Origin of the sequence: Paenibacillus sp. B01 (genome assembly GCF_009649995.1) — a bacterium.
In the GTDB taxonomy this organism is placed as follows: domain Bacteria; phylum Bacillota; class Bacilli; order Paenibacillales; family Paenibacillaceae; genus Paenibacillus_O; species Paenibacillus_O pasadenensis.
Window position 1 is genome coordinate 245,728 of record NZ_CP045802.1, and the last position, 25,388, is coordinate 271,115.

Below are 25,388 nucleotides of genomic sequence, written 5' to 3' on the forward strand. Positions count from 1 at the left end.
GGCGTGCGGGCGGGGGCTCGGACCATAGATGGCTTGTCTTTGGACACGGAAAGTCATGGAAGGGAGCGGGGCATGGAAGAGAATAAGGAAGCGAAGCGTCCGGAGGGCGCGGCGGAAGCGGCGTCTGCGGAGGGCGATGCCGGAGCAGGCCGTCCGGACGGCGCGCAAGGAACGCCGGCCGCGGACGCGCAGCCGGCCAAGGGCAAGCGCTCGCTGTCGCTGAACGTCGTCAGCAACAAGGAGCATCGCGGCTTCGGCGCGGGCACGATCGACCTCAGCCGCGTCTCCTCCGTCATCATCGACGGCGGAGAGGCTTACATCGACAACGGCGCGATGCACGCCAAGAGCAAGGTGGAGAAGGGGATCAAGTTCAGCCCCGACAAGGCGAACGTGCCGAACGGCCGTCCGGTGTGGATCGTCTGGGTCGCGGTCGACCGCGACGAGGAGGGCTCCTTCTATGCGGGAGCGACCGCCTGTCCGATGCTCGTCGACACCGAGGCGCGCCGCGGCTGGAAGATTCTCGCCCAGCATGTCAACAACCTCGACTATGCGATCAAGCGCCGCTTCGTGCTGGACGAGCTGTCGGCGGAGGAGAAGGCCGTGCTGCGCGAGCTGCTGATCTCCCACAACGCCGAGTGGTGGGAGCATTCGCCGCAGGCGCTCAAGGATCATCTGGCGGAGTAGCAGGACCGGCCGGAGGCGCGTCGGCTGACGGACCAGGGCGACCGGCCGGCGGCCGGATGATGGAGCGGCATGACCGGCGGGAGCCGGGATAACGGGTAGAGCGGCGAAGCCAGGGGAAGCGGCAGGCGCTGCGGATGCAACGCAAGCGCGGAGCGCGGGCGTTGCTGATGTATCGCAAGTGCTGCCGATGCCACGCAAGCGCGGGCGTTGCTGATGTATCGCAAGTGCCGCCGATGCAACGCAAGCTCGGGAGCTGCGGCTCAGCTTGCGCTGCCTGAGCAGCTGGCAGCTGACGGATTGCCCGCCAGTGTCGAGCATGGCGCTGCTGCACCGCATGCAAAGAGGCTGGCCGGAACGTCCACCGAGGTGGATGTCTCCGGTCAGCCTCTTTTTGTTGTCGTGCCAGAAGGCGGGCGACAGGGGCTCAGGGCCAATCTGGACCGCCTGGCCAACGGCATGCGTGGTCAGGACCATCCGGCTGGCGGCTGCAAGCTCGCTGGAGCAGGTCAGCTGAAACGAGATTAGACGGCTGCTAGCTTTCATTCCGGGTAGGGGCGGCGTCAAGCATGAGTTTGCCTAACGACGAATCAGATCGTAAGAAGAGGTTTGAGAGGGTTTCGCGATTTCTTGCGACGAATCAGCTCGTTAGACGCCAAGTCAGGTCTATTTCGCTCTGATTCTGGGCCCGAATTCGATTTTAACAAGTTGAGGAGTCGTTACGTTTTTCGTAGGTCTATTTTATGGCGTCTAACGAGATGACGCGTCGTTAGAATTCACGGTGAAGCGGATGCCTGACAAGCCTGCCGGCGAGGTCCCGCTCCAGGCCAAAGAGCGGCTCTTTGCCGAGGCCTCTGAGCAGCCCGACTGCCCCAGCCCGACGGCCCCAGCCCGACGGTCCCAGCCCGACGGCCCCAGCCGGACTGCCCCAGCCGGAATGTCCCAGCCCGACGGCCCCGACTCGACTTGCCCAGCCCGCCGGCTAAAGCCCCGTCTACTCCTCCTCGCGGAACCCGCGGTAGGCCCGAGCATGAAATCCCTCGATCCAGCGGAACAGCTGCCTGCCGCTTGGAGGAGGCAGCAGGCCGCCCTCGCGTCCGGGCAGCGGCCGGTACATCGCCGCATACGGCTCCGGCACCCAGATGTAGCGATGCACATGCCCGTCCGGGGCAACAAAGCCGGCTCGCTCCCAAAATACGCGTCGACCCTCGTTCTCTTTGCCTGCTCCGGCCTCCGTCTCGATGACGAGCGCGCTCGCGGTCGTCCGCTCCAGCGCCCAGCGCTCCAGCTCGTCCAGCAGACGGCTGCCGAGTCCCTGCCCGCGCAGCGTCGGGTCGACGGCGAGGTAGTCGACGATAAGCCCGCTCCCGCCCGGGCCGGCTAGCGCCATCGCGGCTGCCGGGTGAAGGCGCGCCTGCGAGTCCTCGTTTGCCAGCACGAACACATACGCCTGGCCGCGCTCCAGCATGCGGCGCAGCAGCGCCTCCGGCTTGCGCCCGTGAGGCGGGAAGGAGCGTTCGTAGATGGCCCGCGCGGCGGGCCAGAGAGGATGGTCGAGACGGTCGAGAATGTGCAGCGGCATGCGGAGAGCCTCCTGTTCGTGCCCTCAGTATACCCTTCCCGGACGGCCCTGAAAACGCTAATAGGGCCTCTGCTTGTCGGCTGACAACCAGAAGCCCTATCTCCTGCAAAACCGGTTCCTATTCAATTAGACACTGACACTCCATTCCCAGCAGCTTGCGTAGCCTAACGCTTGCTTCCGTCTCAGATTTCGTTTCCTCCATACAGAATGTACCACAGGTTCGTGTGCGCAACAGATTTCAGCTTCTGTACCCGCATGTCCGCTCGGCCCTGCACGGGGAGCCAGCTTCACCGACCGGAACGTGTTGCCTTCCAGCCGGGGACATGCTTCGCTTACCGTCTCCAATGGACTATCCCCTTCCTGTGAGGAGTGCCTTCATTATAGCTCATCTTTACAATTGATTAAATAATCAGAATATTATGAAAAGATCAGAAATCGGGCGGATTCCGCCTTCTTCGGCATCAGGCGCCGCCTTTCCGCATCTTCTTGCGAAATTAAGCGGTTTCTCTTCCGCTCGCGCCTATCAAGGCTTATCCAGCAACTTCCTCTCCGGAGACGGCGTCTAACTAAGCGTTGCCATGACGCAAGGATTCAGCATGCTATCGGGGAAGGAATGAGAATGTGAAGCAAGCAAGGAAACCGGACCGGACGTCCGGCGCCGCCCGCAGGCGGCTCGCGCTGTCGCTGGCGGCTCTGCTCGGAACGGGCGCGGCGGCCGTGCCCGGCCAGGCCGAAGCGGCGGCGCAGATTCGGCTGTACCTGGACGGACAGGCGCTTGTCTCGGAGGCGCCTCCTTATATCGTGCCCAAGGCGGACGTGACGATGGTGCCGCTGCGCGTCGTCAGCGAAGGGCTCGGCGCATCCGTAAGCTGGTCGGCCAAGGAGCGCCGGGCGGACATCGCGATGTCCGGCAGCGAAATTTCGCTCGTCATGGGACAAAGCTACGCGACCGTGAACGGAGCCCGCGTGAAGCTGGACGCTTCCGTGCAGATGAAGCAGAGCCGCACGATGGTGCCGCTGCGCTTCGTCGGCGAGCAGCTCGGGCTCGGCGTCGCCTGGAGCAGCGCCGACCGGACCGTCAAGCTGACCTCGCCCGGCGGCGAGCCTGGAGCGACCCCCGGCACGACGAGCCCGGGCGCCACGCCGAGCCCAAGTCCGAATCCGAGCGCCACGCCGGCGCCGAGCGCGACGCCGGGAACGAATCCCGTCCCGAGCGCGACGCCGTCGCCGACCCCCGGCCAGGTCGTGCCGGGCCCGGGCGCCCCGGCCAAGCTGCGCGGGACATGGGTGTCGACCGTCTACAACCTCGACTGGCCGAGCGCCGCCTCCGCCAAGAGCAACGACAGCGCCAAGCAGAAGCTTGAGTTCACGGCGCTGCTCGACGAGCTGCAGGCGATGGGCATGAACGCGGTGTTCGTGCAGGTGCGTCCGGCGGGCGATGCCCTGTATCCGACGCTGCTCAGCCCGTGGTCCGCGTTTCTCACCGGCAAGCAGGGGCTCAAGGCGGACTACGATCCGCTGGCGTTCATGATCGACGAGGCCCATCGGCGCGGCATGGAGCTGCATGCCTGGTTCAATCCGTTCCGCGCGGCCAGCACGGCCGATCCGGCCCAGCTCGATGCGGGCAGCATCGTGCGCCAGCATCCGGAGTGGATCGTGAACTCCGGCGGCAAGCTGTACGTCAACCCCGGCATCCCGGCGGCGCGCCAGGCGGTCATCGACGCGATCGTGGAGGTGGCGGCGCGGTATGACGTGGACGGAATCCATCTGGACGACTACTTCTACCCGTCCGGCTCGGCGTTCGACGACGAAGCGACGTACAAGCTGTACAGCGCCGGGACGCTCCTGTCCAAGGGCGACTGGCGGCGCGGCAACATCAACGCCTTTGTCGAGCAGCTCGACCGGGCGGTCCACGCGGCGAAGCCCTCGATCCGGTTCGGCATCAGCCCGTTCGGCGTCTGGCGCAACCAGTCGACCGATCCATCCGGCTCCGAGACGAAGGCGGGCGTGACCGCCTACGACAGCATGTACGCCGACGTCCGCCTGTGGGTGCAGAAAGGCTGGCTCGACTACGTCGCGCCGCAGATCTACTGGAGCTTCGCCCACCCGACCGTGCCGTACGGCAAGGTGGCGGACTGGTGGCAGCGCACGGTGCGCGGCACCGGCGTCGACCTGTACATCGGCCACTCGCCGTACAAGCTCGGCACGACCGAGGCCGGCTGGCAGTCGTCGTCGGAGATCGTCCGCCAGCTCGACTACAACCAGCTGGCCGGCTCCGTGACGGGCGAGCTGTTCTTCAGCGCCAAGGATCTGCGGCGCAACCCGCTCGGCATCGCCGACGCGCTGCGCTCCTACTACGCCGGAGCGCAGTGAGGCGAGCGGCTGCGAGCCGCCGGGGCTGAGCTGACGACCGGTGCAGGCCAGCGGATGGTTTTGCCTATGCCGGCCGACGGCGAAGCAGCCGTGCTCGTATGCCCGGCCTAGGACCACGACATGAAAAAGGGGCTGCCTCGACTCCGCTTGCGGGAGTCGAGGCAGCCCCTTCTTGTTCTACCCTACCAGTTGTTGCCGCTTACGCGCGTCACGGTGAAGCTCGGGCTCTTGCTCTCGCCGTAGATGGCCTGCACGCCCGGGTTGTTCACCTTCACGTTGGTGAAGCTGGCTTGGCCGTAGACCGGCCCTTGGCCCTGCTCCGCGCTGGCGACGAGCTTGATGCCGTAGCGGGACGGGTTGTTGATCGTGACGTTTTCGACGCGAACGTTCTGCATCGGCAGATTTTCCGGAGACTTGGACTGGAACATCAGGCCGAAGTAGACCGGGTTGTTGATGTCGACGTTTTTCACGAGGATGTTCTTGAACGTGCGGTCGCCGCCGAAGAACCAGATGGCGCCGAAGTTCTGGTAGTCGTTGATCTTGTCGTCCGCGCCGACGCTCGTCCAGAAGTCGCCGCCGGTGCGGTCGAGCGTGACGCCGTCGATGACCGTATCCTTGTCGCCGAAGCCGAGCGTGTTGTAGCCGAAGCTCAGGCTGCTGATCGTCAGGCCCGGATAGGTGAGCGTGTCCGCGCCGTACAGGTTCTGGTACAGGTTGTCCGAGCCGCCGTACACGGCGAACGCGGCGGCGCGGCGCACGCAGGTCGCGGTCAGGTTACTGTACTTGTTGCCGACGTTGTAGGAGCCGCCGGCGTCGACGGCGCTGAACAGCGCGAACGCGTCGTCGCCCGCTCCGCGGGAGTAGTTGTTGTCGATGACGTTGTACGACGAGCCGTTCGTCATGTTGATGCCGTCGGCGAACGTGTTTTTGATCCGGTTGTCCTTGAACGTGTTGTTCGAGGAGTTCACGCCCCAGTACAGGCAGATGAAATGCTCGACCCAGATGTTCTGGACGGTCACGTTCTGCATGCCGTTGCCGTCGATGAACTTGCCCGGGCCGTCGGTGCGGTAGACGTAGTTGCCCCATGCCGACAGGTCGCGGATCGTCGAGCCGTTGGCCGTCGAGCTGATGTTGAAGCCGATATCCGTATTCGTCTGGGAAGCCGGAGCGACGAGCTTCGTGTGCCATGGACCGGCGCCGATAATTTCCGTCGCGCGTCCGTACAGATAGATCTTGCTGCCGAGCTCCCACTGGCCCGCCGGGATGAAGATGCCCTTCTTGGTCGCGTCCTGGCGGAACTCGTTCAGCGCCTGCTCGATCGACTTGGAGGCGGACACCTGCACGTACTTGCTCGGATCGGGGTTGGAGGCGGCCGGAGCGACCTGCTCCGTCTCGAGCATGTCCACGTAGATCCACGGCACGTCGCCGGCATCCTTCTGGATCTTGATCTTCGTTCCCGCCGGGTAGACGGTGTCGAGCAGCAGCTGCGCGTCCTCGTACAGCCAGTAGGCGGTCAGGCCGGAGCCCGGCGCGTTGTCATAGCCGAGCCGTCCGAGCGTGCTCGGCGTGGCGTACACATGCGAGAACTTGGACGTGACGTTGAACTTGCCCTTGGAGACGCCGTTCGCGTACAGCGTGATCGTGCCGCTCGTGCTTTCGGCGACGGAGCTGCGCAGCACGAAGGCGTTGGCCGGCGAGGTCAGCGTGAACTCGACGTATTCGCCGCTGGCATCCAGCTGGACGGCAGAGCGTCCCGACGCTTCGCCGGCATAGTCGCCGGGCTTGAAGTTCGGCGCCAGGCGCGTGCCGTTCGTGGCGTTGCCCGCCGCCTCGGCCTCGAGGATCGTGAACGGCATGTTGGCGCCGCGGCCGGAATAGAGGCTGGAGGTGCTCGTATTGTTCTGCTGCTTGACCGCGACCTCGTTGCCGTCGGCCGCTACGGTCGTCGTGACGCTGTAGCTGCCGTTGACGGCGGTCCAGGTGCCGGCCGTGACGTTCGCGGAAGCGCCGGCGGCGAGCGAGCCGGCGTAGGACGCGTTCCACGTCTGCACGGTCGCTCCGGCGGCGTTTTTCAGCACGACCGTAATCGGATGGGCGCCTGCGGCGGAGGCCGCGTTGCCCTGGTTCTTCAGGTTGACGGAGAAGGTGACGGTGTTGCCCGCGCTCGGATTGCCCGGCGTCCACGACGTCGTGGCGATCAGGTCGGAGCTCGTCACCGGCGCGACGACGAGGGAGGAGGAGTGCGTGTAGCTGTTGTTCGACTCGTTCTGCTCGACGACCGTATTGTTCGGATCGACGTTGGCGCCGGGCGCGTACGTGCCGGCGTTGCGGGCGCCGATGTTCAGCGAGACGGTCGTCGATGCGCCGGCTGCAAGCGCGCCGACCGCGGCGGTGCCGACCTGCTCGGTCCCGAGCAGGAAAGCGACCGTCGTCGCGCCGGAGGCGAGCGTGCCGCTGTTCTGCACCGTGGCGCTCAGCGTGATGGCGTTGTTCTCGACCGGCGAGGACGGCGTCCAGGACATGCCCGTCACCTTCAGGTCGGGATTGGCCGCCGGCGTGCCGTACACTTCGAACTCCGCCACTTGGCCGGCCGGAGCGCCGGAGTTGGCGGTGATGTTCAGCTGCACCTGCTTGGCCGTCGCCGTCACCGGAATCGTGATCTTGTTGCCGGTGGCGGGGTTGAACGTGTAGGACTGAGAGGAGACGAGGCTCGTGAACGAGGAGCTGGCCTGCGTATTGCCCAGCACCTGAATCGTCTGCGTGCGCGTGCCCCACGCGCTCGACGGGTCGAGCTTCAGGACGATCGAGCTCAGGCTGTGGTTCGTGCCGAGATCGACGGTCAGCTGGCTTGGATTGCCGCCGCCTTCCCAGTACGTCGTCGCGCTGCCGTCATTGGCGTTCGTCGCGACGAACGTATGGACGACGGACGAGGCCGTGATCGGCTTGTTCAGCGCGACGTTGCTCCCCGTCGGAGTCGCCGTCGGGGTCGGGGTAGGCGTTGCCGTCGGCGTGGCCGTCGGAGTCGGAGTCGCGGTTGGCGTCGCGGTTGGCGTGGCCGTCGGCGTCGCGGTCGGAGTCGGAGTCGGCGCGGAAGCGCCGTAAATCTCGAATTCCGACAGCTGGCCCGCCGGCCAGCCCGTATTGGCGGTGAAGCTGAGGCGGACATAACGCGCCGAGGCGGCCGAGAATCCGATCGTCACGGCGTTGCCGCCGGTCGGATTGAACGTATAGCTCGCCGAGCCGACGAGCGTCGAGAACGTGCTGCCGTTCGCGCTGCCCTGCACGGACAGCGTCTGCGAGCGCGTTTCCCAGCCGGACGGCAGCTTCAGCACAATCTGGTCGATGCTGGCGCTCGCTCCGAGGTCGATCTGGATCCATTGCGGAAAGGCGTTGTTGACGCTTTCCCAGTACGTGCCCGCATTGCCGTCGTTGACGTTGCCGGCGCCGTAGACGTCGGCGTAGCCGCTCGCGGTCGCCGCCTTGCCGAGCGCAAGGTTCGGGCCTCCCGCGGCATCCGCCGGCGCAGGCGCCAGCGACAGCTGCGAGAGCAGCACCATGCACGCGAGCAGCCAGGAGACATAGCGATTTCGAACCGGAGCCTTTCGTTTCGCTTGAAGGTTCGTGGACATCATGTACCTCCTCGTTCAATTGGAGTGCTTCAATGATATAAAACGCTTTCATCATTTCCGGTCATGCCCCGCCTTGTCTGTCTTCGCCTCCCTCCGGACCGTTCCGGCCGGTCCTGCTGTCATTTTAAGCCAGCGATGGACAAGCCTTGAAGATGCGTTCCTACGAGGATCAGGTGCGTTTCTATGCCGTGCGGACCGAGAGGCGCTTCACGGCAGAGGCGGAGCGCCCCTCGGTCCCTCGGCGCTTGTCCGTTGCCGCCCCGCTTGTCCGGCATATACTACGGCATCAACCGCACGAGGAGGGATTCTCATGTCTCAATGGCTTGATGCCAAAGCCTCGCAGAATGCGAGCTACGGCAGCTCGATCTCGATTCCGCTTGCATCGGGAGGCTCCCTGCAGCTGGTCGCCCAGCAGACGCTCGATCTGTCTCTTGGAACGGCGGGCGGTACGGTAGTGGAGTTTTCAGGCACCGTCACGGTCCAGCAGCCGACCGCTGCCGCTGATGCGGTCATCTCGTTCTACGTCATTCGCGGGCTGACTCCGTTCGCCGGCACCGTCGTCTACACGCTGGATCAGGATCTGCTCGCGACGGAGGTCGGTCCGCGCGCGATCAGCTTCACCGGCTCCGATTCCGGAGCGCCGAACGCATCGTCCGCTCCCTATTCGGTCTTCGTCACCTCCAGCGTGGCGGGCATCCTGCGCGTCGGACCGGAAAGCTTCAACTTTACCGGCTACAGCAGCTGAAAGGCCGGGGCGCCTCTTCATCAAGCAGAGGCGCCTTACATATAGATGAAAGAAGGAGAGGCAAGAAGGGAAGGCAATTCGGGCGAGGAGGGACAGCATTGACCGATGTTGGAATCGTCATGCCGGTCTACAGGCAGAAAAGAGAGTTCCTGACGGCGGCCGTACAGTCGGTGCTCGCGCAGACGCATCGCGGCTTCCGCTTCGTGCTCGTCATCGACGGAGCGCCGGAGATGGAGCCGCTCGTCCAGGAGCTGACGGCGGGAGATCCGCGGGCGGAGATCATCGCCTATCCGGACAACAGAGGCGTCGCAGCCGCATTGAATACGGGCTTCGAGGCGCTGCTCGCCGATCCGGCGATCCTGTACCTGACCTGGGTCTCGACGGACAATGTGTACGGCCCCGACTATGTCGGCGTGCTGCGCTCGGCGCTCGTCCAAGGCCCGCCGGAGCTCGGCCTCGTCTTCAGCTCGTTCCGCAGCATCGACGACGAGGGGCGGCAGCTGCGCTCGGAGGCCGAGCTGGCGGCGTTGCGCGTCTACCAGGCCCAGCCGGAGGAGCGGCTGCTCGATTATTCCATGGTCGGCGTCTCGTTCATGTACAAAGCGCAGTACGCCCGCCAGATCGCCGGCTACGGCATGCAGCCAGTCGAGGATTACGACTACTGGCTCCGCCTGAGCGAGACCTGCCGCATGAAGCATCTGCCGGTGGAGCTGATGGACTACCGGGTCGACTCGGCGCACAGCATCTCCGCCCAGCTGCGCGGCCCGCAGGAGCATCGGCGATGGCGCTATGCCTATCATCTCGTCCGCCACCAGGCCCGGCTGCGGCGGGGAATTCCGGCCCAGCTGACCGTGCTGTTCCCGCTCGGGCTTGCTTTGGACAACGAGATCGAGGTGCTGGAGGATCTTTACGAGCAGTCGTTCAGCAACTACAGCTGCATCGTGCTCGATCTGTCCGAGTCTCAGCAGCCGACGTCGGCGCTCGGCGCCATCTCCCACCCGACGACGAGCTTCAAATGGTGTCCCGGCATGGGGGTGTCGCCCGCGATTCTGTACGCGGCGCAGCATGTGACGACGCCTTATGTGCTGGTGCTCGGTCCGGGCCGGTTCCGCGAGGTGGTCGATCTCCAGCAGCTGATCGACTACGCGGATGCGAACGGCAAGCCGGGCGAGCTGTCCTGGTTCTACGGAGACGGCCCTGCGCCGGCGCCGATCTCGATCCGGCGCGGCACGGATGCGGCCGAGCCGCCGGGCAAGCCGAACCTGTTCCACGAGCTGTTCCGCACGGACGGCCTCGTCCGCCTGCTCGGCGCGATTCTCGGAACGGAGGGGCCGCCGTGAAGCTGCTGTTCACGTTTTTCAACCCGAGCGGAGGCATGGAGACGTTGAACCGGATTCGCGGCCAGGCGCTGACGGAGGCGGGGCATGAGGTGCATCTGCTCTATACGAGCGGCGGGGAAGGGAGGAAGAACATCACCGACCTGCCCGTCCATATCCTGTCCGATCCCGCGGCGATCGGGCAGCATGTCCTCGCCGGAGGCTACGACGCCATCGTCGTCTGCACGGACATCTGGACGATGGAGCATATTCGAGAGGCCGGTTACCGCGGCCGCATCGTCTTCGAAGTGCAGGGACTCGGGCGGATCGAGGAGGCGCGGGCGGTGATGGCGGAGTTCAGCGGGCACATCCGCCGCCATGCCGACGGGCTGCTGTTCCCCCGCACGGATCATCTCGTCGCCTTGATGAAGCAGCATCTGCCCGATGTGCCGCAGTTCTGCTTCGACAATCCGCTCGACACGTCCGGCTTCGGCTATGTCGCCTATCCGCCCAAGCCGTACCCGATCGTCGGCTGGATCGGACGGATTACCGCCAACAAGAACTGGCGGGAGTTCATCGCCATCGGCGAGCGGCTGCTGGCGGCGAATCCGTCGATTTATTTGTGGATGTTCGGCGACGCGACGCTGTTCGAGCCGCTGGAGCAGGAGGCGTTCGAGCTCTGGCTCGCCTCCTCGCCTTATGCGGAGCGGCTCATCCGCCATTCCAACGTGCCGCACGGGCAGATGGCCGATTATTTGAGCCTGATCGGGGATTCGGGCGGCCTGCTCTGCTCGACGTCCCATCTCGAGGGCTTCGGCTACGCGGTCGCCGAGGCGATGCTGTGCCGCTGCCCGGTGCTGTCCAGCGATTCGGACGGCATCCGCCGCTTCGTGCAGCCGGAGGCCACCGGCATGCTGTACCCGGTCGGGCAGGTCGACATCGCGGTCCGCAGGGCGCTGGAGCTGATGAACGACCGGCAGCGGCGGGAGCGGATACGCGAGCGCGGCCAGGCGCATATCCGGGCGACATTTTCCAAGGAGGCGTACGCCAAGCGGTTCGGCGGCATGCTGAAGAAGGTGATGGCGGCGCCGCCGCGGAGATGACGGACGGGAAGCAAAAAAATCCTGACGGAGCGATTCGGCAGGGCGGAGCATGGAAAAGCCCGGCATCCCGCGCGGTCGGGGAGGCCGGGCCGATTCATTTTCGACCGGATCGGAAAATCGAGACGAGCATATAAAGGAACATGACGGCGGCGATCGTGAAGCCGATCTCCAGCACCGGGAAGCGCGAGAGCAGGCCCGGCTGGCGGCCGATCGAGGAGCCGACGACGAGTCCGGCCATGATGATGCTGAAGCTGAGCAGCACGATGCTGAAGCTGAGCCGTCCGCTGATGCGGTCCAGCTTTTTCATCATGCGGTCGACGTCCTTCACCGACAGCTCGAGCGGCAGCTTGCCGCGCGCGACGAATCGTCCGAGGCTGCGCAGGCGCGAGGGAAGCTCGCCCAGCAGGTCGACGTATTCCGCGGCGTAGCCGGCGGCCGCCTCGGCGAGGCGGGCCGGCTTCAGCCGGTCGAGCAGCAGCTTTTTGCCGAACGGCTCGGCTACGGTGACGACGCTGAAGTCGGGATCGAGCGAGGAGATGACGCCTTCGAGCGTCAGCAGCGTCTTGCCGAGCAGCATGAAGTCGGCGGGCATGCGGATGCGGTGGCGGTACGACACCTGGAACAGGTCGGTGACCGCTTCGCCGAGACTGATGTCGGCGAAGGAGATCAGGTAATACTTTTCCCGCAGCCGGTCCACGTCGCGCCGCAGCTCCTGCCAGTCGGCGCTCTCCGGGATGAGCCCCATCGCCTCGATCGCCTGGATGACGCCGTCGGTGCTCTGGCGGCGCAGGGCGATGATGAGCGAGGCGAAATGCTCCTTCATGCCCGGGGTCAGCCGTCCGGTCATGCCGAAGTCGAGCAGCCCGATGACCGGCCGCGGTCTCGGGTCCGAATCGTCTGCTCCGCCCTCCGCGGCAGAGGCGGACCGAGGTCCGGTCCGCTTGCCTTCCGCCGCCGGGAGGATGAGCACGTTGCCGGGATGCGGATCGGCGTGGAAATGCCCGGACAGGAACACCTGCTCCAGAATGACGCGGCATACCGCCTCGGCGATCTCGGTGCGGTCGAAGCCCGCCTGCTCGAGCGCGGCGGCGTCATGGAGCTGGATGCCGGGGATGAATTCCATCGTCAGCACGCGGCGGCTGCTCAGATCCCACCAGATGCGCGGGATGCGGATATCCTTGCGGCCCTCGAAGTGCGCGGCGATCCGCTCGGAGCTGCGGCCTTCGTGCGTGTAGTCGAGCTCCGCGCCGAGCGAGGCGGCCAGCTCCTCGACGAGCTCGGAGGCGCCGTACTGCCGCGCCCACTGCAGCCGATGCTCGGCCATCCGCGCGAGATGGCGCAGGATGTCGAGGTCGGTCTCGACCGTCTTTAGGATGCCGGGGCGCTGCACCTTGACGGCGACCTCCTCGCCGGAGCGCAGTCGTGCGCGGTGCACCTGCCCGATCGAGGCGGCGGCTACGGGCTCCGGCTCGAAGCTGCGATAGACGGACTCCAGCGGCGAGCCGAGCTCCTCCTCGACGACGCGGCGGACTTCCTCGAACGGAAACGGAGGCACCTTGTCCTGCAGCCGCTGCAGCTCCTCGATGATGTCCGGCGGAAACATGTCATGCCGGGTGCTGGCGATCTGGCCCATCTTGACGAACGTCGGGCCGAGCTCCTGCAAAAAAGACCGGAGGCGTTCTCCGGTCGTGCGGGTAGGCTGATGATGCTGGCTCTCGACGCTGCGCCAATGCGGGATGAGCCGGGTGAGGCCGAGCTCCCGGACGAAATAGCCGAAGCCGTTGCGGGCAAAGGCGAGCGCGATCTCGCGATAGCGCTGCAGATGGCGCAGCCGGCGGATGGCCGTCATCGGCCGTGGCCGTCCGGCTCTCCGCCCGGCTCCGGGCCGGCGCCTGCGTCTGCGGACGGCTGGACGGCCGGCGGCACGCCGGGGCCGGCCTTGCCGGTCCCCTCATAGGCGCCGTCTTCGCCGGCCGCTCCATGGGGAAGCGCCGCCGGCGCATCGCCCGCGGGCGCGGACGGCGCATGGCTAGAGGCGGCGCCGAGCCGCGCTTCCAGCTCCGCGACGCGAGCCTCGAGCCGCGCCAGCTCGCTGCGATGAACGAGCTCCAGCTCATCCGTGACGTCCTTGACCCGCTCGCGGATGAACGTCTCCAAGCCGCTGCGGGCTTCCTGTCCGCGCGAGATCATGCTGCTGACAAACTGCTGCGAGTCGGCCTTGCTCATGTCGCTTCGGGCCGACAGCTCCTGCGCCAGCTTCTCCGCCTGCTCCTTCGTCGAAGCGGCGAGGCCGAGCCCCAGCGAGAATGCTTTGTTCAAGAGGTCTTTCATGAATCGACACCTGCCTTCTTTTCGAGTCTATCGTCAACATTTTCCATCCTTGCTTCTTCATTATACTCGACGCATCGGGGTTAATCACCCGCTTCGGCTCCAGGCGGCAGGCCCGAGGCCCGGCCGATGAAGCTAGCGCGTGTTTGCAAACCCGCTCAGGGGCATCTATCGCCGCCTTTTTGCCCCCTGCTTCGTCACGCAGACTCGACGTACTCCCGGTACGCCTTCGTCTACGTTCCTCCCAGGGAACAAAAATTCGGGCCTATCTGCTTCCTTCGGAGATTGCAAGCACGCCCTAGCGCTTGCGCCACCAGCGGGAGAGGCCGCCGAGCCAGCCGCGCTCCTGGTCCGCCCGGGCCGGCTTGGCGGACGGATCGGCGGCAGCGGGATTCGCGACGGCCTCTGCGCCGGAGGCCGAGCTGCCGTCGCAGGCGCCGACCGGCTCCGTGCCGGCGACGAACAGCTCCATCCGCCAGCCGGAGCAGCCGGGGCCGTAGCGCAGGCCGCTCGCCGGATCGACGGCGACGCTGACGACGCCGTCCGGCACTTGGAACGGCCGCGCGGGCCGGCCGCTCAGCGCGTTCTCGGTGAAGGAGGCGAAAATCGGCGCCGCGCGGTGGGCTTCCGATGCCGTCAGGCTGCGGCCCTTGTCATAGCCGGTCCAGACGGCTGCGGCCAGGTCGGGCGTATAGCCGACGAGCCAGGCGTCGTCGGCCGTCGTGCCGGTCTTGCCGGCGACAGGGCGGCGGATCATCGCGGAGACGCGGCTGCCGGTGCCGCCGGTCTCGAATACGCTCTCCATCAGGCTGGTGAGCACGTACGCATGAGCGGGGTCGGACACCCTCGACAAGCGCGGCTCGGCGCGGTACAGCACCTCGCCCTTGCTGTCCTCGACGCGCAGGATCGCCGTCGGCTCGGCGCGCACGCCTCCCGCGGCAAGCGCGCCGAACGCAGATGCCATCTCCAGCGGGCTCGCCGGGTACGTGCCGAGCGCGAGCGAGGGCAGCGGCTGCATGTCGCCGGCAAGCCCGAGCTGCCGGGCGACGGAGACGACCTTGTCGGCGCCGATGCGCAGGATCGTGTTGACCGCGTACGTGTTGTCGGAGCTCGCGATCGCCTCGCGCATCGTGATGTCGCCGCCGGCGTAGCGGTCGTGGTAGTTGTGCGGCGCGTACGTCTTGCGGCCGCCGTCGTAGCTGAAGATCGTCGGCGCGCTCGTGAACGGCGTCACCGGGGTCAGCCCGTTCTGGAGAGCGGCCAGGTACAGGATCGGCTTGAACGACGAGCCGGGCTGGCGGCGCGACAGCGCCCGGTTGAACGGACCGGTGCGGTAGTCGCGGCCGCCGACCATCGCGCGGATATAGCCGGTCGACGGCTCGATCGCGACAAGCGCCGCCTGCTGCTGCGAGCTGGCGGGCAGCCCTTCCTTGACGGCGGCTTCCGCCGCTTGCTGCATGGCCGGATCGAGCGTCGTATAGATGCGCGCGCCGCCCTCGCTGATCAGCCCTTCGTCGAGGCCGAGCTGGTCGACTGCCGTCTGCCGCACATAGTCGCGGAAGTACGGCGCGCCGCCCCCGCTGCCGGCCGGCTGCAGCGGCTTCAGCTCCAGCTTTTCCGCGCGGGCGGCAGCCGCCTGCTCGGCGGTGATCGCGCCGGTCTCGACCATCGCGGCGAGCACGAGCTTCTGCCGGCGATAGGCGTTCGCTTCGTTCAGATAGGGCGAGTAGTATTTCGGCCCCTTCGGCACGCCGGCGAGCATCGCGGCCTCCGCCAGCGTCAGCTCGGAAGCGTGCTTGCCGTAGTACATCTTGGACGCCCGCTCGATGCCGTACGCGCCATGCCCGTAGTAGATCTGGTTGAAATACTGGCCGAGGATCTGCTCCTTGGACAGGTTCATCTCCAGCTGGGCGGTGTACGCCGCCTCCTTGAGCTTGCGCTTCCACGTGCGCTCATGGGTGAGATAGAGGTTTCGGGCGAGCTGCTGCGTGATCGTGCTCGCCCCTTGGCGGGCGCGGCCGCTCTCGAGGTTGACGAGCGCGGCGCGGGCCATGCCGCGCAGGTCGAAGCCGCCATGGCTGTAGAAGCGGCGGTCCTCGATGGCGATCGTCGCCTCGACCAGATCGGGAGAGATGCGGGAGAGGGGCACGCTTTCTCGCGTCTGTCCGGCGTGGAAGGAGTCGAGCAGATTGCCGGAGGCGTCGTAGATCTGCGTCACCTCCGACGCGGACGAGACGGGCAGCGACTGCAGGCGCAGCGTCAGCAGCACGGCCGCGAGCAGCAGCAGCGCGAGCGAGAAGCCGGTGCCGGCGAGCAGCGCCAGCCAGCGCAGCGGGCTGCGCGAGCGATGGCCGGAGCGGCCTTCGGCGAGAGGCGGCCGGGCGGCCTTTGGCGAGCTTTCGGCCTTCTTTTTCCGGCGCCAGGCGGGACGTTTGGTCACGAGCGGTTCCTCCCGAGGATTCGACATGGTTTTCCATAGTATGGATATCGGGAGGCGGGAATATACGAGCCCGGCGAGAGGGCCGTTCCGCTCTTTAAAACCGCTGTAAAGCCATGCGGAAAGGGTTTGTATTGAGGGGGGCTTTTGACTATAATACAGGTTGAACCGTCGACCTTAAGGGGGCTGATTCGGCAGGATATGCTTTTGCCGCAGCCTTTCGAATGGGAGAAATGTATGCGTAAGAGCCTTCGGGGGCATCCCTGCGCTTCGAGTTCTCGCGCCTGAATATATCTGGTATCCGATATAGATTCTGGCCGCTCCGCCGCGCACGCCTTCGTCCGAGGACGAAGGAGCGTGCCGCTTGGGCCAGCCGGCAGGCCGGGGCGGTCTTCCGATGGACGGGTTTCCCGTCCCCAAACCTGAAGAAGAAAGAAGGGACTCTTACCATGGAATTGTGGTATACCGAGAAACAGACCGAGTCGTACGGCATCACCGCCAAAGTAAAGGAAACCTACGTCCACGAGCAGACGGACTTCCAGCAGCTCGCCATGATCGAGACCGAGGAGTTCGGCACGATGCTCGTGCTCGACGGCATGGTCATGACGACCGACAAGGACGAGTTTGTCTATCATGAGATGGTCGCCCACCCGGCGCTCAACACGCATCCGAACCCGGAGCAGGTGCTCGTCGTCGGCGGCGGAGACGGCGGCGTCGTGCGCGAGATCCTCAAGCATGAGAAGGTCAAGCGCGTCGTGCTCGTCGACATCGACGGCAAGGTCATCGAATACTCCAAGAAGTATCTGCCGAACATCGCATCCGGCCTGGACGACGCGCGCGTCGAGGTGCATGTGAACGACGGCTTCATGCATATCCACGACCACAAGAACGAATACGACGTCATCATGGTCGACTCCACCGAGCCGGTCGGCCCGGCGGCCAACCTGTTCACGCGCGGCTTCTACCAGGGCATCTACGAGGCGCTCAAGGAAGACGGCCTGTTCGTGGCGCAGACGGACAACCCTTGGTTCAAGGCCGACCTCATCCAGAGCGTCAACCGCGACGTCAAGGAAGTGTTCCCGGTCGTGCGCGTGTTCTGGGCCAACGTGCCGACGTATCCGTCCGGCCTCTGGACGTTCACGATGGGCTCCAAGCAGCATGATCCGCTCGCGGTCGACGAGACGGCGATTCCGGAGCGCGAGACGAAGTACTACACGCCGCGCCTGCACAAGGCCGCGTTCGTGCTGCCGAAGTTCGTCGAGGATCTGGTGAAATAAATGAAAATCGACCAGAAATACTCCGGCAACGTCTTCATCCTGAGCTCCGAGAACTATGAAGCGTCGCGCGCCGTCATCTACGGCATGCCAATGGACTTCACCGTGAGCTTCCGTCCCGGCTCCCGCTTCGGCCCGGCCCGCGTCCGCGAGGTGTCGATCGGCCTCGAGGAGTACAGCCCGTACCTCGACCGCAGCCTCGAGGACATCGAGTACTTCGACGCCGGCGACCTGCTGCTGCCGTTCGGCAACGCGGCCCGCTCGCTCGACATCATCGGCGAGTTCGTCGCCGGCGTGCTGGCGGACGGCAAGATGCCGGTCGGCATCGGCGGCGAGCATCTCGTCAGCTGGCCGATCTTCCAGGAGGTCTACAAGAAGTACCCGGACCTCGCGATCATCCACTTCGACGCCCACGCGGACCTGCGCGAATCGTACGAAGGCGAGCCGCTGTCCCACTCGACGCCGCTGCGCAAGGCGGCCGGCCTGATCGGCGGCCAGAACGTCTACCAGTTCGGCATCCGCTCCGGCTCCCGCGAGGAGTGGCAGTTCGCCCGCGAGAACATCAACTTCCACCCGTTCGAGGTGCTCGAGCCGCTCAAGAAGGCGCTGCCGGAGCTGGAAGGACGTCCGGTCTACCTGACGATCGACATCGACGTGCTGGATCCGTCGGCCGCGCCGGGCACCGGCACTGCCGAGGCGGGCGGCATCACGAGCAAGGAGCTGCTCGAAGCGGTGCACGCGATCGCGCGCTCCGGCGTGAACGTCGTCGGCTGCGATCTCGTGGAGGTCGCGCCGGCCTACGACCCGACGGAGCAGACGCAGATCGTCGCTTCCAAGGTCATTCGCGAGATGCTGCTCGGCTTCATCAAGTAAAGGGCTTTTTCGTTCCCCGCCGCTTCCTTTGGAAGGGCGGGGATTTTTCGCTTTCGGCGGCGCCGGCTGCTTGAACCTCTTCTTCTTTGGCCATACTGGCTGATAGAATCCAAGGAGGTGCTTGAAACATGGGACTGCTGCCGATTCATGAGCATCTGGCGGAGCTGTGGACGATCCGCGAGCGCCGCGCGCTGACGGACGAGGAGCAAGCGGACTTCGAGCATTGCCTGGCGGTGAACGCCTCGCATTGCCGGCGTCTGGCCAATCTGTACAATATGTCGCTGCTGGCGTCGATGACCGACGATACGGAGTGGCATCACGAAATCTGCGGCAAGATCGAGAAGCTCGACGGCACGCCGCCGGCCTTCCGGGGCAAGAACGGCCAGATGTAGAGCTGGCGCCGGCCCGTCTCGACTTGCCGTCCCGAGGAGGGATCCGCTTGTCGGAGCCGACCAAAGTCTACTCGTTCCCGCCGCTCATCGAGCCGGGGGCGACCGTGCTCGTGCTGGGCAGCATGCCCGGCGTCAAGTCGCTGCAGGCGCAGCGCTACTATGCGAACGACCGCAATTTTCTATGGCGCATCCTGTACGCCCTGTCCGGCCGCGAGCCGGACGAGACGTACGAGGAGCGCGTCCGCTACGCCGCTCGCATCGGCGTCGGCATGTGGGACATGATCGGCTCATGCGTCCGGCCGGGCAGCCTCGACATGAACATCCGCGACGCGGAGCCGAACGATCTGCCGGAACTGGTCAAGGCGCATCCGACGCTGCGGGCGCTCGCCTTCAACGGCACGAAGTCGCATTCGATCTATGTGAAGCATTTCAAGGACCATCCGGCTCTGGCGGGCCTCGATCTGCTGCGGATGCCGTCGACGAGCCCCGTGCCGACTCCGGCGATGCGCACGCTGGAGGACCGGCTGCAGGTGTGGGAGGCGCTGAAGCCGTACTTGCGGCTTCCCTCGGGCAGCTAGCCTCCCGAGGAGGATTCCCTCCGGCAGCCAGCCTCCCAGGAGGCTGCCCTCCAAGCCGCCTTGCTGTCTTTGCAGCTAGGGCGGCTTTTTGGCATTCGTTCGTCAAGTCGCGCATGGCGCTGCATGGCCTTGCCGGGATGGGAGCACGAACGAGGGAGCCCGGCGCGCCCTGATCGAGCGACGAGCGCGATCCGGGCACATGAGGGAACTTAAAGTTCCCTGGTCGAGCCGACAAGCGCGAATCGGACGCATGAGGGAACTAAAAGTTCCCTGATCGGACCAACGAGCGCGAATCGGACGCACGAGGGAACTCAAAGTTCCCTGGTCGAGCCAACGAGCGTGAATCGGACACATGAGGGGACTAAAAGTTCCCTGATCGGACCAACGAGTGCGAATCGGACGCATGAGGGAACGGAAAGTTCCCTGATCGGACCAACGAGCGCGAATCGGACGCACGAGGGAACTCAAAGTTCCCTGGTCGAGCCAACGAGCGCGAATCGGACGCACGAGGGAACTCAAAGTTCCCTGGTCGAGCCAACGAGCGCGAATCGGACGCATGAGGGAACTCAAAGTTCCCTGGTCGAACCGGCGAGCGCGAATCGGACGCAAGAGGGAACTTAAAGTTCCCTGGCCGAGCCAACGAGCGCGAATCGGACGGATGAGGGAACTCAAAGTTCCCTGGTCGAGCCAACGAGCGCGAATCGGACGCACGAGGGAACTCAAAGTTCCCTGGTCGAGCCGACGAGCGCGAATCGGACGCACGAGGGAACTCAAAGTTCCCTGATCGAGCCGACGAGCGCAATTCAGACCCATGAGGGAACTCAAAGTTCCCTGGTCGAACCGGCGAGCGCGAATCGGACGCAAGAGGGAACTTAAAGTTCCCTGGCCGAGCCAACGAGCGCGAATCGGACGGATGAGGGAACTCAAAGTTCCCTCATCGGACCAACAAGCGCGATTCAGACGCACGAGGGAACTCAAACTTCCCTGGCCGAGCCAACGAGCGCGAATCGGACGGATGAGGGAACTCAAAGTTCCCTGATCGAGCCGACGAGCGCGAATCGGACGCACGAGGGAACTCAAAGTTCCCTGATCGAGCCAGCGAGCGCAATTCAGACGCATGAGGGAACTCAAAGTTCCCTGATCGAGCCGGCTATTCGGGTTTGGCCTTGTCGCTTCTTGCCGGGTTTCCTCCCCGAGCGGCGCCCTTTCAAGAATCGCTGCTTCGCCGCGCGCGGCGAGCGGCCGGCCCGCTGGCCGGCTGCCCGAGGAGCGCCCGGCCCGCTGGAGCTTTCGCGGCGGACAATCATTGAAACTTTCGCCCGCCATGTATATAGTAAATAGGAACAATCGACAGGAAGCGCCAAAGGAGGAGAACGCCATGGAACGGAACGATCGAGCCCCCGCCAAGCCGGAGCGCCCCGCGGACAGCGCCGGCCCCGCTGGATCGGCCGGCCGGGCCGGCGGCTCTGCCGAGGGGGGGCCGGTCGCCCGGCCTAGTCCCGCCAGGCTTGCCGTCGACATCGCCGTCAGCAGCATGCAGGACGGCAAGCGCGCGCCCGCCGCGCGCCATCGCGGCGAGCTCATCCCCAAGGGGCGTTCCCTTTACCTGCGGTACGAGGAGCGGGACGAGCTGCACGGCGTCGTGCGCACGACGCTTCGCTGGAACGGCGAGGAGCTGACGCTCACGCGGCGCGGCGGTGTGGAGTCCGACCAGACGTTCGCGGCCGGGCAGTCTCGCGGCGGGCGCTATGCGTCGCCGCATCTGTCGTTCCCGCTCGTCACCGAGACCGAGGAGCTGGCGGCATCTTCCCCCGGCGAGGGGCTGCTGCCGCTGACGCTGTCGTGGACGTACCGGCTGCGCATCGAAGACGAGTCAAGCGGCCGCTTCCAACTGCGGCTTACGATACAGGAGGCTAATCAACCATGAGTCAGAACGTGCTGGAGCAAGTCTATACCGCCATCCGCGAGGGCATCGCCGATGCCGTCGTCGCCGCCGGCCTGGCGCCCCGCGAGGAGCTGCCGGTATTCGTGCTGGAGGTGCCCCGCGACAAGTCGCACGGCGACCTCGCGACGAACGCCGCGATGCAGCTGACCAAGCTCGCCCGCAAAAACCCGCGCCAGATCGCCGAGGCGATCCTGGAGCATCTGGACAAAGGCAAGGCGTCCATCCTGTCGGCGGAAATCGCCGGCCCGGGCTTCATCAACTTCCGCCTGGACCGCGCGTATCTGTATCCGGTCGTCGGCCAGGTCGAGGCCGCCGGCGAGAATTACGGACGCGGCGCCAGCACCGGCAAGCGCGTGGAGGTCGAGTTCGTCAGCGCCAACCCGACCGGCAGCCTGCACCTGGGCCATGCCCGCGGCGCGGCCGTCGGCGACGCGCTGTGCAACGTGCTCGACTTCGCGGGCAACGAAGTGACGCGCGAGTACTACATCAACGACGCCGGCGCGCAGGTGAACAACCTCGCGAGGTCGATCGAGGCGCGCTACCGCCAGCAGCTCGGCCAGCAGGCGGAGCTGCCGGAGGACGGCTACCACGGCGAGGACATCGTCGGCTTCGCCAAGGAGCTGGCCGCGGAGAAGGGCGACAGCCTGCTTTCGCTGACGGACGAAGAGCGCTTCGCGTTCTTCAAGGCGTACGGCCTCGAGCGCGAGCTCGGCAAGATCAAGCGCGACCTCGAGCGCTTCCGCGTGCCGTTCGACCTGTGGTACAGCGAGACGTCCCTTTACGAAAAGGGACTCGTCGTCCAGGCGCTCGACGCGCTGCGCGAGAAGGGCCAGGTGTACGAGGAAGAAGGCGCGACGTGGCTGAACACGACCGCCTACGGCGACGACAAGAACCGCGTCCTCATCAAGAACGACGGCTCCTATACGTACCTGACTCCGGACATCGCCTACCACCGCGACAAGTACGGCCGCGGCTACGATACGATGATCAACATCTGGGGCGCGGACCATCACGGCTACATCCCGCGCATGAAGGCCGCCATGGAGGCGCTCGGCAACGATCCGGACAAGCTTGTCGTGCTGATCGCCCAGATGGTCAGCCTGTTCCAGAACGGCGAGAAGGTCAAGATGTCCAAGCGCACCGGCAAAGCCGTCACGATGGAGGATCTGATGGACGAGGTCGGCGTCGACGCGATCCGCTACTTTTTCACGATGCGCAGCATGGACTCGCATCTGGACTTCGACATGGACCTGGCCGTCTCCACCTCCAACGAGAACCCGGTCTACTACGTGCAGTACGCCCACGCGCGCATCTGCAGCATCCTGCGCCAGGCCGAGGAGCAGGGCGTCAGCCGGCTGCCGCTGGAGCAGGTCGAGCTCTCGCGCCTGACGAGCGAGCATGAATACGACCTGCTGCTCAAGCTCGCCGAGTATCCGCAGGAGATCCGCCAGGCGGCCGAGCAGCATGCGCCGCATCGCCTCGTGCGCTATGTGTACGAGCTGGCCTCGCAGCTGCACAGCTACTATCGCGCGGAGCGCGCCATCACCGAGGATGCGGCGCAGACGCAGGCGCGCCTCGCCCTGCTGGCCGCCGTCCGCACCGTCATCGCCAGCGCGCTTCGCCTCATCGGCGTATCCGCGCCGGAGCGCATGTAGCCGCTAGCGTTTCTTCCCCGCCAAAAGGAAAGCCGCCGAAGCCATCAGGCCTCGGCGGCTTTCATCATTTTCAGGACGTCGAGCTCGCCCGGGGTGCGCCCTTCCTTCGCTCCGCGAAGCGGCACCATCGAGCGCTTGAGGATCGCGCGGATCTCGCCCGGATCGAGCCCGGGCTGATGGGCCAGCAGCAGCGCCACCGCGCCGCTCACATGCGAGGTCGCCATCGACGTGCCGCTCATCTCGTGGTATTTGCCCTTCAGCCAGGCCGAATGGATCCGGTCGCCCGGGGCATAGATGTCGATGTAGGGGCCGCGGTTGCTGAACGCCGCGATGCGGCGCAGCCGGTTCGTCGCGCCGACCGAGATCGTCTGCGGATAGCGGGCCGGGTAGTCGACCGAGCGTCGGCGGCCGTCGTTGCCCGAGGAAGCGATGATGACGACGCCGGCGTTCGTGGCGCTGATGACGGCGTTGTGCAGCGACTTGCTGCGCGACTTCATGCCGAAGCTCATGTTGATGATGTTCATGCCGCTGCGGACGCACCACTCGATGCCGAGGATGATGTCCGACACATAGGCGCTGCCGTTCTGGTCGAACGCCTTGACGGGATAGACGATGGAGCGCGGGGCGACGCCGATCATGCCGCCCGGCTGGTTGGCCGCGGCGATCGTGCCCGCGATATGGGTGCCGTGCCCGTTGTCGTCATGGGGCAGCTGGCCGCGGTCGATCAGGTTGATGCCGCGGCCGAGCGAGGCTTTGAGATCGGGATGGCTGTGGTCGACGCCGGTGTCGATGACGCCGATCTTGATCCGGTGGCCCGTCGTCCGGTTCCAGGCGAGCGGGGCGCGGATCTGCTGCACGCCCCAGGGCAGACCCTTTTCGGGCATCGTCTTGGGCAGTCCGGACGCTTTCATCGTAATCCGGCGGTCCTCCTCGGCCATGACGCCGGCGGTCGGAGGGGGCAGCGGCTGCCGGGCGGGCAGCGCCACGCTGACCGCCTGGACGAGAGGCAAGGGAACGAGCCGTTCAGACGGAAGAAGGGCTTCGCCGCACGCATGCAGGAAGACCCGGTAGTCGTCGGGATGGCGGAAGGTAAGCATGAGCCGTTTTGCCGGAGAGCCGGCGGAGGCGGGGAGGTCGCGCAGCCAGCGGAGCAGATGATCCAAGATGAAGTCCCTCCTGACGGACAATGCTTGGATAGTGTATGAGGGGCCGCCCTCCGCCCGATAGAGCCATCGGCCCGTTTTGCGGCAATTTGGGCCGCGGCTCGTGTCAATCGCCCTCCGCTCTTCATACAATGCAAGTAAGAGTCGTCGGACTCTTGCAGCCGGGAATCCGCCGCTCCTTTTCGGAAAGGCGCTCCAGGCGGAAGGATACAGTCAGGAGCGAAGGGGGAGCCCTTCGTTCTTCCTTTATGAGGCCGCGCGTCCCTTTTGGAAGCGGACAAGCCGCTCGAGGAAGCGCCTTGATTTTTTGAGGCAAATAGGTTTTACTAAAGGTTGACTGTGGACAAGATGGAACCGTAATGAGCTGCGTACGATTATCCGAGAGGATGTGTCTGGATTAGATGAGCACGAACCTGTCCCAAAAATTCGATGCGGAGCGGCTGCGCGAGATGCCGATGGTCGATCTGGCCTTCGAAGTGCTGAAAGCGGCCAATACGCCCTACTATTATCGCGACTTGATGAAAGAGATCGCCAAGTACCGCGGCCTGACGGAAGAGGAAGTCAACAACGTCATCGCCCAGGTCTACACGGAGATCAACATCGACGGCCGCTTCGCCTGCGTCGGCTCCAACACCTGGGGCCTGAAGCGCTGGTATCCGGTCGAGAAGAACGAGGATCCGATCACGAACGCCAAGCGTCCGCGCATCATCAACGACGATGACGATCTCGAGGACGAGGAGCCGTTCGAGGCGGAGGAGGAAGACACCTACGCCGAGAGCGAGGAGGACTTCGACCTGTTCGACGAGGACCGCGAGTTCGACGAGAGCGAAGAGGACGACGCCGAAGCGGTCGACGAGACGATCGACGAGGACGACGCCGAGGCCGAGGAATCCGACGACGAGGACGAGGAAGACTTCGAGGACGAGGACTCCGACGAAGAGCAAGGCGGCAAGTAAAGTATCTTCGGTTCCCGCCGGCTGGCGGCGGACCGCTTCGAGGCCCCGTTTTCGGGGCCTTTTTCCATTCGAGGCGCCTTTCGCAAAGGTCCGGCTTGTCCTTGACAGGGCGGATTGCGGTGAGATAAACTATTGCATGGGCTTTTTGAAGCTTTTAGTGAAACCATCATCAGCTCAAGGCTGCTTCGCGCCGATTCCGACAGGAAGCAGCGGAGCGTTCTGCCTGCATATTTGCATGGGTGATCGTAGAAAGTGCCCCCTTTATATGGGTGACACTTTTTTTGTTTTTATATGGGGTCCGCGCCATGTTTCAGGGCCGGCCTGGGCAACCTTTAACTAACCATAGGAGCATGGAGGG

Annotated in this window: 18 protein-coding genes; 12 read left to right on the forward strand and 6 right to left on the reverse strand. The window is 65.3% G+C overall.

Going from position 1 to position 25,388, the window contains the following annotated elements; genetic code table 11:
* Positions 1-72: 72 nt before the first annotated feature.
* Positions 73-684 carry a YwhD family protein gene (locus GE073_RS01110; RefSeq protein WP_084137594.1) on the forward strand — a complete coding sequence of 204 codons (612 nt, stop codon included), beginning with the start codon at positions 73-75 and terminating at the stop codon, positions 682-684.
* A gap of 991 nt (positions 685-1,675) precedes the next feature.
* On the opposite strand, the gene GE073_RS01115 is transcribed toward GE073_RS01110, so the two are convergent.
* Positions 1,676-2,263 (reverse strand): GNAT family N-acetyltransferase, encoded by a 588-nt coding sequence (locus GE073_RS01115; RefSeq protein ID WP_153782566.1) that lies wholly within the window; start codon positions 2,261-2,263, stop codon positions 1,676-1,678.
* Positions 2,264-2,884: 621 nt separating this feature from the next.
* Here GE073_RS01115 and GE073_RS01120 point away from each other — a divergent pair.
* Positions 2,885-4,636 carry a family 10 glycosylhydrolase gene (locus GE073_RS01120; RefSeq protein ID WP_228551223.1) on the forward strand — a complete coding sequence of 584 codons (1,752 nt, stop codon included), beginning with the start codon at positions 2,885-2,887 and terminating at the stop codon, positions 4,634-4,636.
* A gap of 182 nt (positions 4,637-4,818) precedes the next feature.
* On the opposite strand, the gene GE073_RS01125 is transcribed toward GE073_RS01120, so the two are convergent.
* Entirely contained in the window at positions 4,819-8,265 is a 3,447-nt protein-coding gene (locus GE073_RS01125; RefSeq protein ID WP_153782567.1) for a discoidin domain-containing protein, read from the reverse strand.
* Between the two features lie 310 nt (positions 8,266-8,575).
* Between GE073_RS01125 and GE073_RS01130 the strand changes: the two genes are divergently transcribed.
* From GE073_RS01130 to GE073_RS01140, 3 genes are all read left to right on the forward strand, one after another.
* Positions 8,576-9,010 (forward strand): hypothetical protein, encoded by a 435-nt coding sequence (locus GE073_RS01130; RefSeq protein ID WP_028600647.1) that lies wholly within the window; start codon positions 8,576-8,578, stop codon positions 9,008-9,010.
* 98 nt (positions 9,011-9,108) lie between these two features.
* Positions 9,109-10,350 carry a glycosyltransferase family 2 protein gene (locus GE073_RS01135; RefSeq protein WP_028600646.1) on the forward strand — a complete coding sequence of 414 codons (1,242 nt, stop codon included), beginning with the start codon at positions 9,109-9,111 and terminating at the stop codon, positions 10,348-10,350.
* Positions 10,347-11,429 (forward strand): glycosyltransferase family 4 protein, encoded by a 1,083-nt coding sequence (locus GE073_RS01140; protein ID WP_028600645.1) that lies wholly within the window; start codon positions 10,347-10,349, stop codon positions 11,427-11,429. Before GE073_RS01135 ends, GE073_RS01140 begins: the two co-directional genes overlap by 4 nt.
* A 94-nt stretch (positions 11,430-11,523) precedes the next feature.
* Here GE073_RS01140 and GE073_RS01145 read toward each other — a convergent pair whose 3' ends face one another.
* The 3 genes from GE073_RS01145 to GE073_RS01155 all read right to left on the reverse strand — a co-directional run bounded on the left by GE073_RS01145 (position 11,524) and on the right by GE073_RS01155 (position 16,197).
* Positions 11,524-13,278 (reverse strand): ABC1 kinase family protein, encoded by a 1,755-nt coding sequence (locus GE073_RS01145; protein ID WP_028600644.1) that lies wholly within the window; start codon positions 13,276-13,278, stop codon positions 11,524-11,526.
* A complete protein-coding gene (locus tag GE073_RS01150) occupies positions 13,275-13,760 on the reverse strand; it encodes a phasin family protein (protein ID WP_052333639.1) in 486 nt (161 codons plus the stop codon). Before GE073_RS01150 ends, GE073_RS01145 begins: the two co-directional genes overlap by 4 nt.
* Positions 13,761-14,055: 295 nt before the next feature.
* Complete coding sequence (locus GE073_RS01155; protein WP_028600643.1) at positions 14,056-16,197, reverse strand: transglycosylase domain-containing protein; 2,142 nt, start codon at positions 16,195-16,197, stop codon at positions 14,056-14,058.
* A 446-nt stretch (positions 16,198-16,643) separates the two neighbouring features.
* Here GE073_RS01155 and speE point away from each other — a divergent pair, with 446 nt between their 5' ends.
* The 6 genes from speE to argS all read left to right on the forward strand — a co-directional run bounded on the left by speE (position 16,644) and on the right by argS (position 22,911).
* Positions 16,644-17,471: a polyamine aminopropyltransferase gene (gene speE / locus GE073_RS01160; RefSeq protein ID WP_028600642.1), complete on the forward strand. Its 828-nt coding sequence runs from the start codon at positions 16,644-16,646 to the stop codon at positions 17,469-17,471.
* Positions 17,472-18,341, forward strand: coding sequence for an agmatinase (gene speB, locus GE073_RS01165; RefSeq protein WP_028600641.1), 870 nt, complete (start codon positions 17,472-17,474; stop codon positions 18,339-18,341).
* Positions 18,342-18,469: 128 nt separating this feature from the next.
* Entirely contained in the window at positions 18,470-18,733 is a 264-nt protein-coding gene (locus tag GE073_RS01170) for a DUF7667 family protein (RefSeq protein WP_180968421.1), read from the forward strand.
* Between the two features lie 47 nt (positions 18,734-18,780).
* Positions 18,781-19,311, forward strand: coding sequence for a DNA-deoxyinosine glycosylase (locus GE073_RS01175; protein WP_153782568.1), 531 nt, complete (start codon positions 18,781-18,783; stop codon positions 19,309-19,311).
* Positions 19,312-20,689: 1,378 nt separating this feature from the next.
* Positions 20,690-21,238, forward strand: coding sequence for a YwiB family protein (locus tag GE073_RS01180; protein WP_194843236.1), 549 nt, complete (start codon positions 20,690-20,692; stop codon positions 21,236-21,238).
* The gene (argS, locus tag GE073_RS01185) at positions 21,235-22,911 is read left to right on the forward strand and encodes an arginine--tRNA ligase (RefSeq protein WP_153782570.1); all 1,677 of its coding nucleotides are present in this window, start codon (positions 21,235-21,237) and stop codon (positions 22,909-22,911) included. Before GE073_RS01180 ends, argS begins: the two co-directional genes overlap by 4 nt.
* A 44-nt stretch (positions 22,912-22,955) precedes the next feature.
* Here the strand turns inward: argS and GE073_RS01190 are convergent, their stop codons facing one another.
* The gene (locus GE073_RS01190; RefSeq protein ID WP_416362082.1) at positions 22,956-24,074 is read right to left on the reverse strand and encodes a S8 family peptidase; all 1,119 of its coding nucleotides are present in this window, start codon (positions 24,072-24,074) and stop codon (positions 22,956-22,958) included.
* Positions 24,075-24,475: 401 nt separating this feature from the next.
* Between GE073_RS01190 and rpoE the strand changes: the two genes are divergently transcribed.
* The gene (gene rpoE, locus GE073_RS01195; RefSeq protein ID WP_101808351.1) at positions 24,476-25,030 is read left to right on the forward strand and encodes a DNA-directed RNA polymerase subunit delta; all 555 of its coding nucleotides are present in this window, start codon (positions 24,476-24,478) and stop codon (positions 25,028-25,030) included.
* Positions 25,031-25,388 lie beyond the last annotated feature (358 nt).

Excerpts from the sequence above, each read along its gene's own strand:
- GE073_RS01150 (WP_052333639.1), bottom strand. The coding sequence starts at position 13,760 with ATGAAAGACCTCTTGAACAAAGCATTCTCGCTGGGGCTCGGCCTCGCC.
- GE073_RS01170 (WP_180968421.1), top strand. The coding sequence starts at position 18,470 with ATGGGACTGCTGCCGATTCATGAGCATCTGGCGGAGCTGTGGACGATC.
- speE (WP_028600642.1), top strand. The coding sequence starts at position 16,644 with ATGGAATTGTGGTATACCGAGAAACAGACCGAGTCGTACGGCATCACC.
- argS (WP_153782570.1), top strand. The coding sequence starts at position 21,235 with ATGAGTCAGAACGTGCTGGAGCAAGTCTATACCGCCATCCGCGAGGGC.
- GE073_RS01125 (WP_153782567.1), bottom strand. The coding sequence starts at position 8,265 with ATGTCCACGAACCTTCAAGCGAAACGAAAGGCTCCGGTTCGAAATCGC.
- GE073_RS01115 (WP_153782566.1), bottom strand. The coding sequence starts at position 2,263 with ATGCCGCTGCACATTCTCGACCGTCTCGACCATCCTCTCTGGCCCGCC.
- GE073_RS01145 (WP_028600644.1), bottom strand. The coding sequence starts at position 13,278 with ATGACGGCCATCCGCCGGCTGCGCCATCTGCAGCGCTATCGCGAGATC.
- GE073_RS01110 (WP_084137594.1), top strand. The coding sequence starts at position 73 with ATGGAAGAGAATAAGGAAGCGAAGCGTCCGGAGGGCGCGGCGGAAGCG.
- rpoE (WP_101808351.1), top strand. The coding sequence starts at position 24,476 with ATGAGCACGAACCTGTCCCAAAAATTCGATGCGGAGCGGCTGCGCGAG.
- GE073_RS01180 (WP_194843236.1), top strand. The coding sequence starts at position 20,690 with ATGGAACGGAACGATCGAGCCCCCGCCAAGCCGGAGCGCCCCGCGGAC.
- speB (WP_028600641.1), top strand. The coding sequence starts at position 17,472 with ATGAAAATCGACCAGAAATACTCCGGCAACGTCTTCATCCTGAGCTCC.
- GE073_RS01130 (WP_028600647.1), top strand. The coding sequence starts at position 8,576 with ATGTCTCAATGGCTTGATGCCAAAGCCTCGCAGAATGCGAGCTACGGC.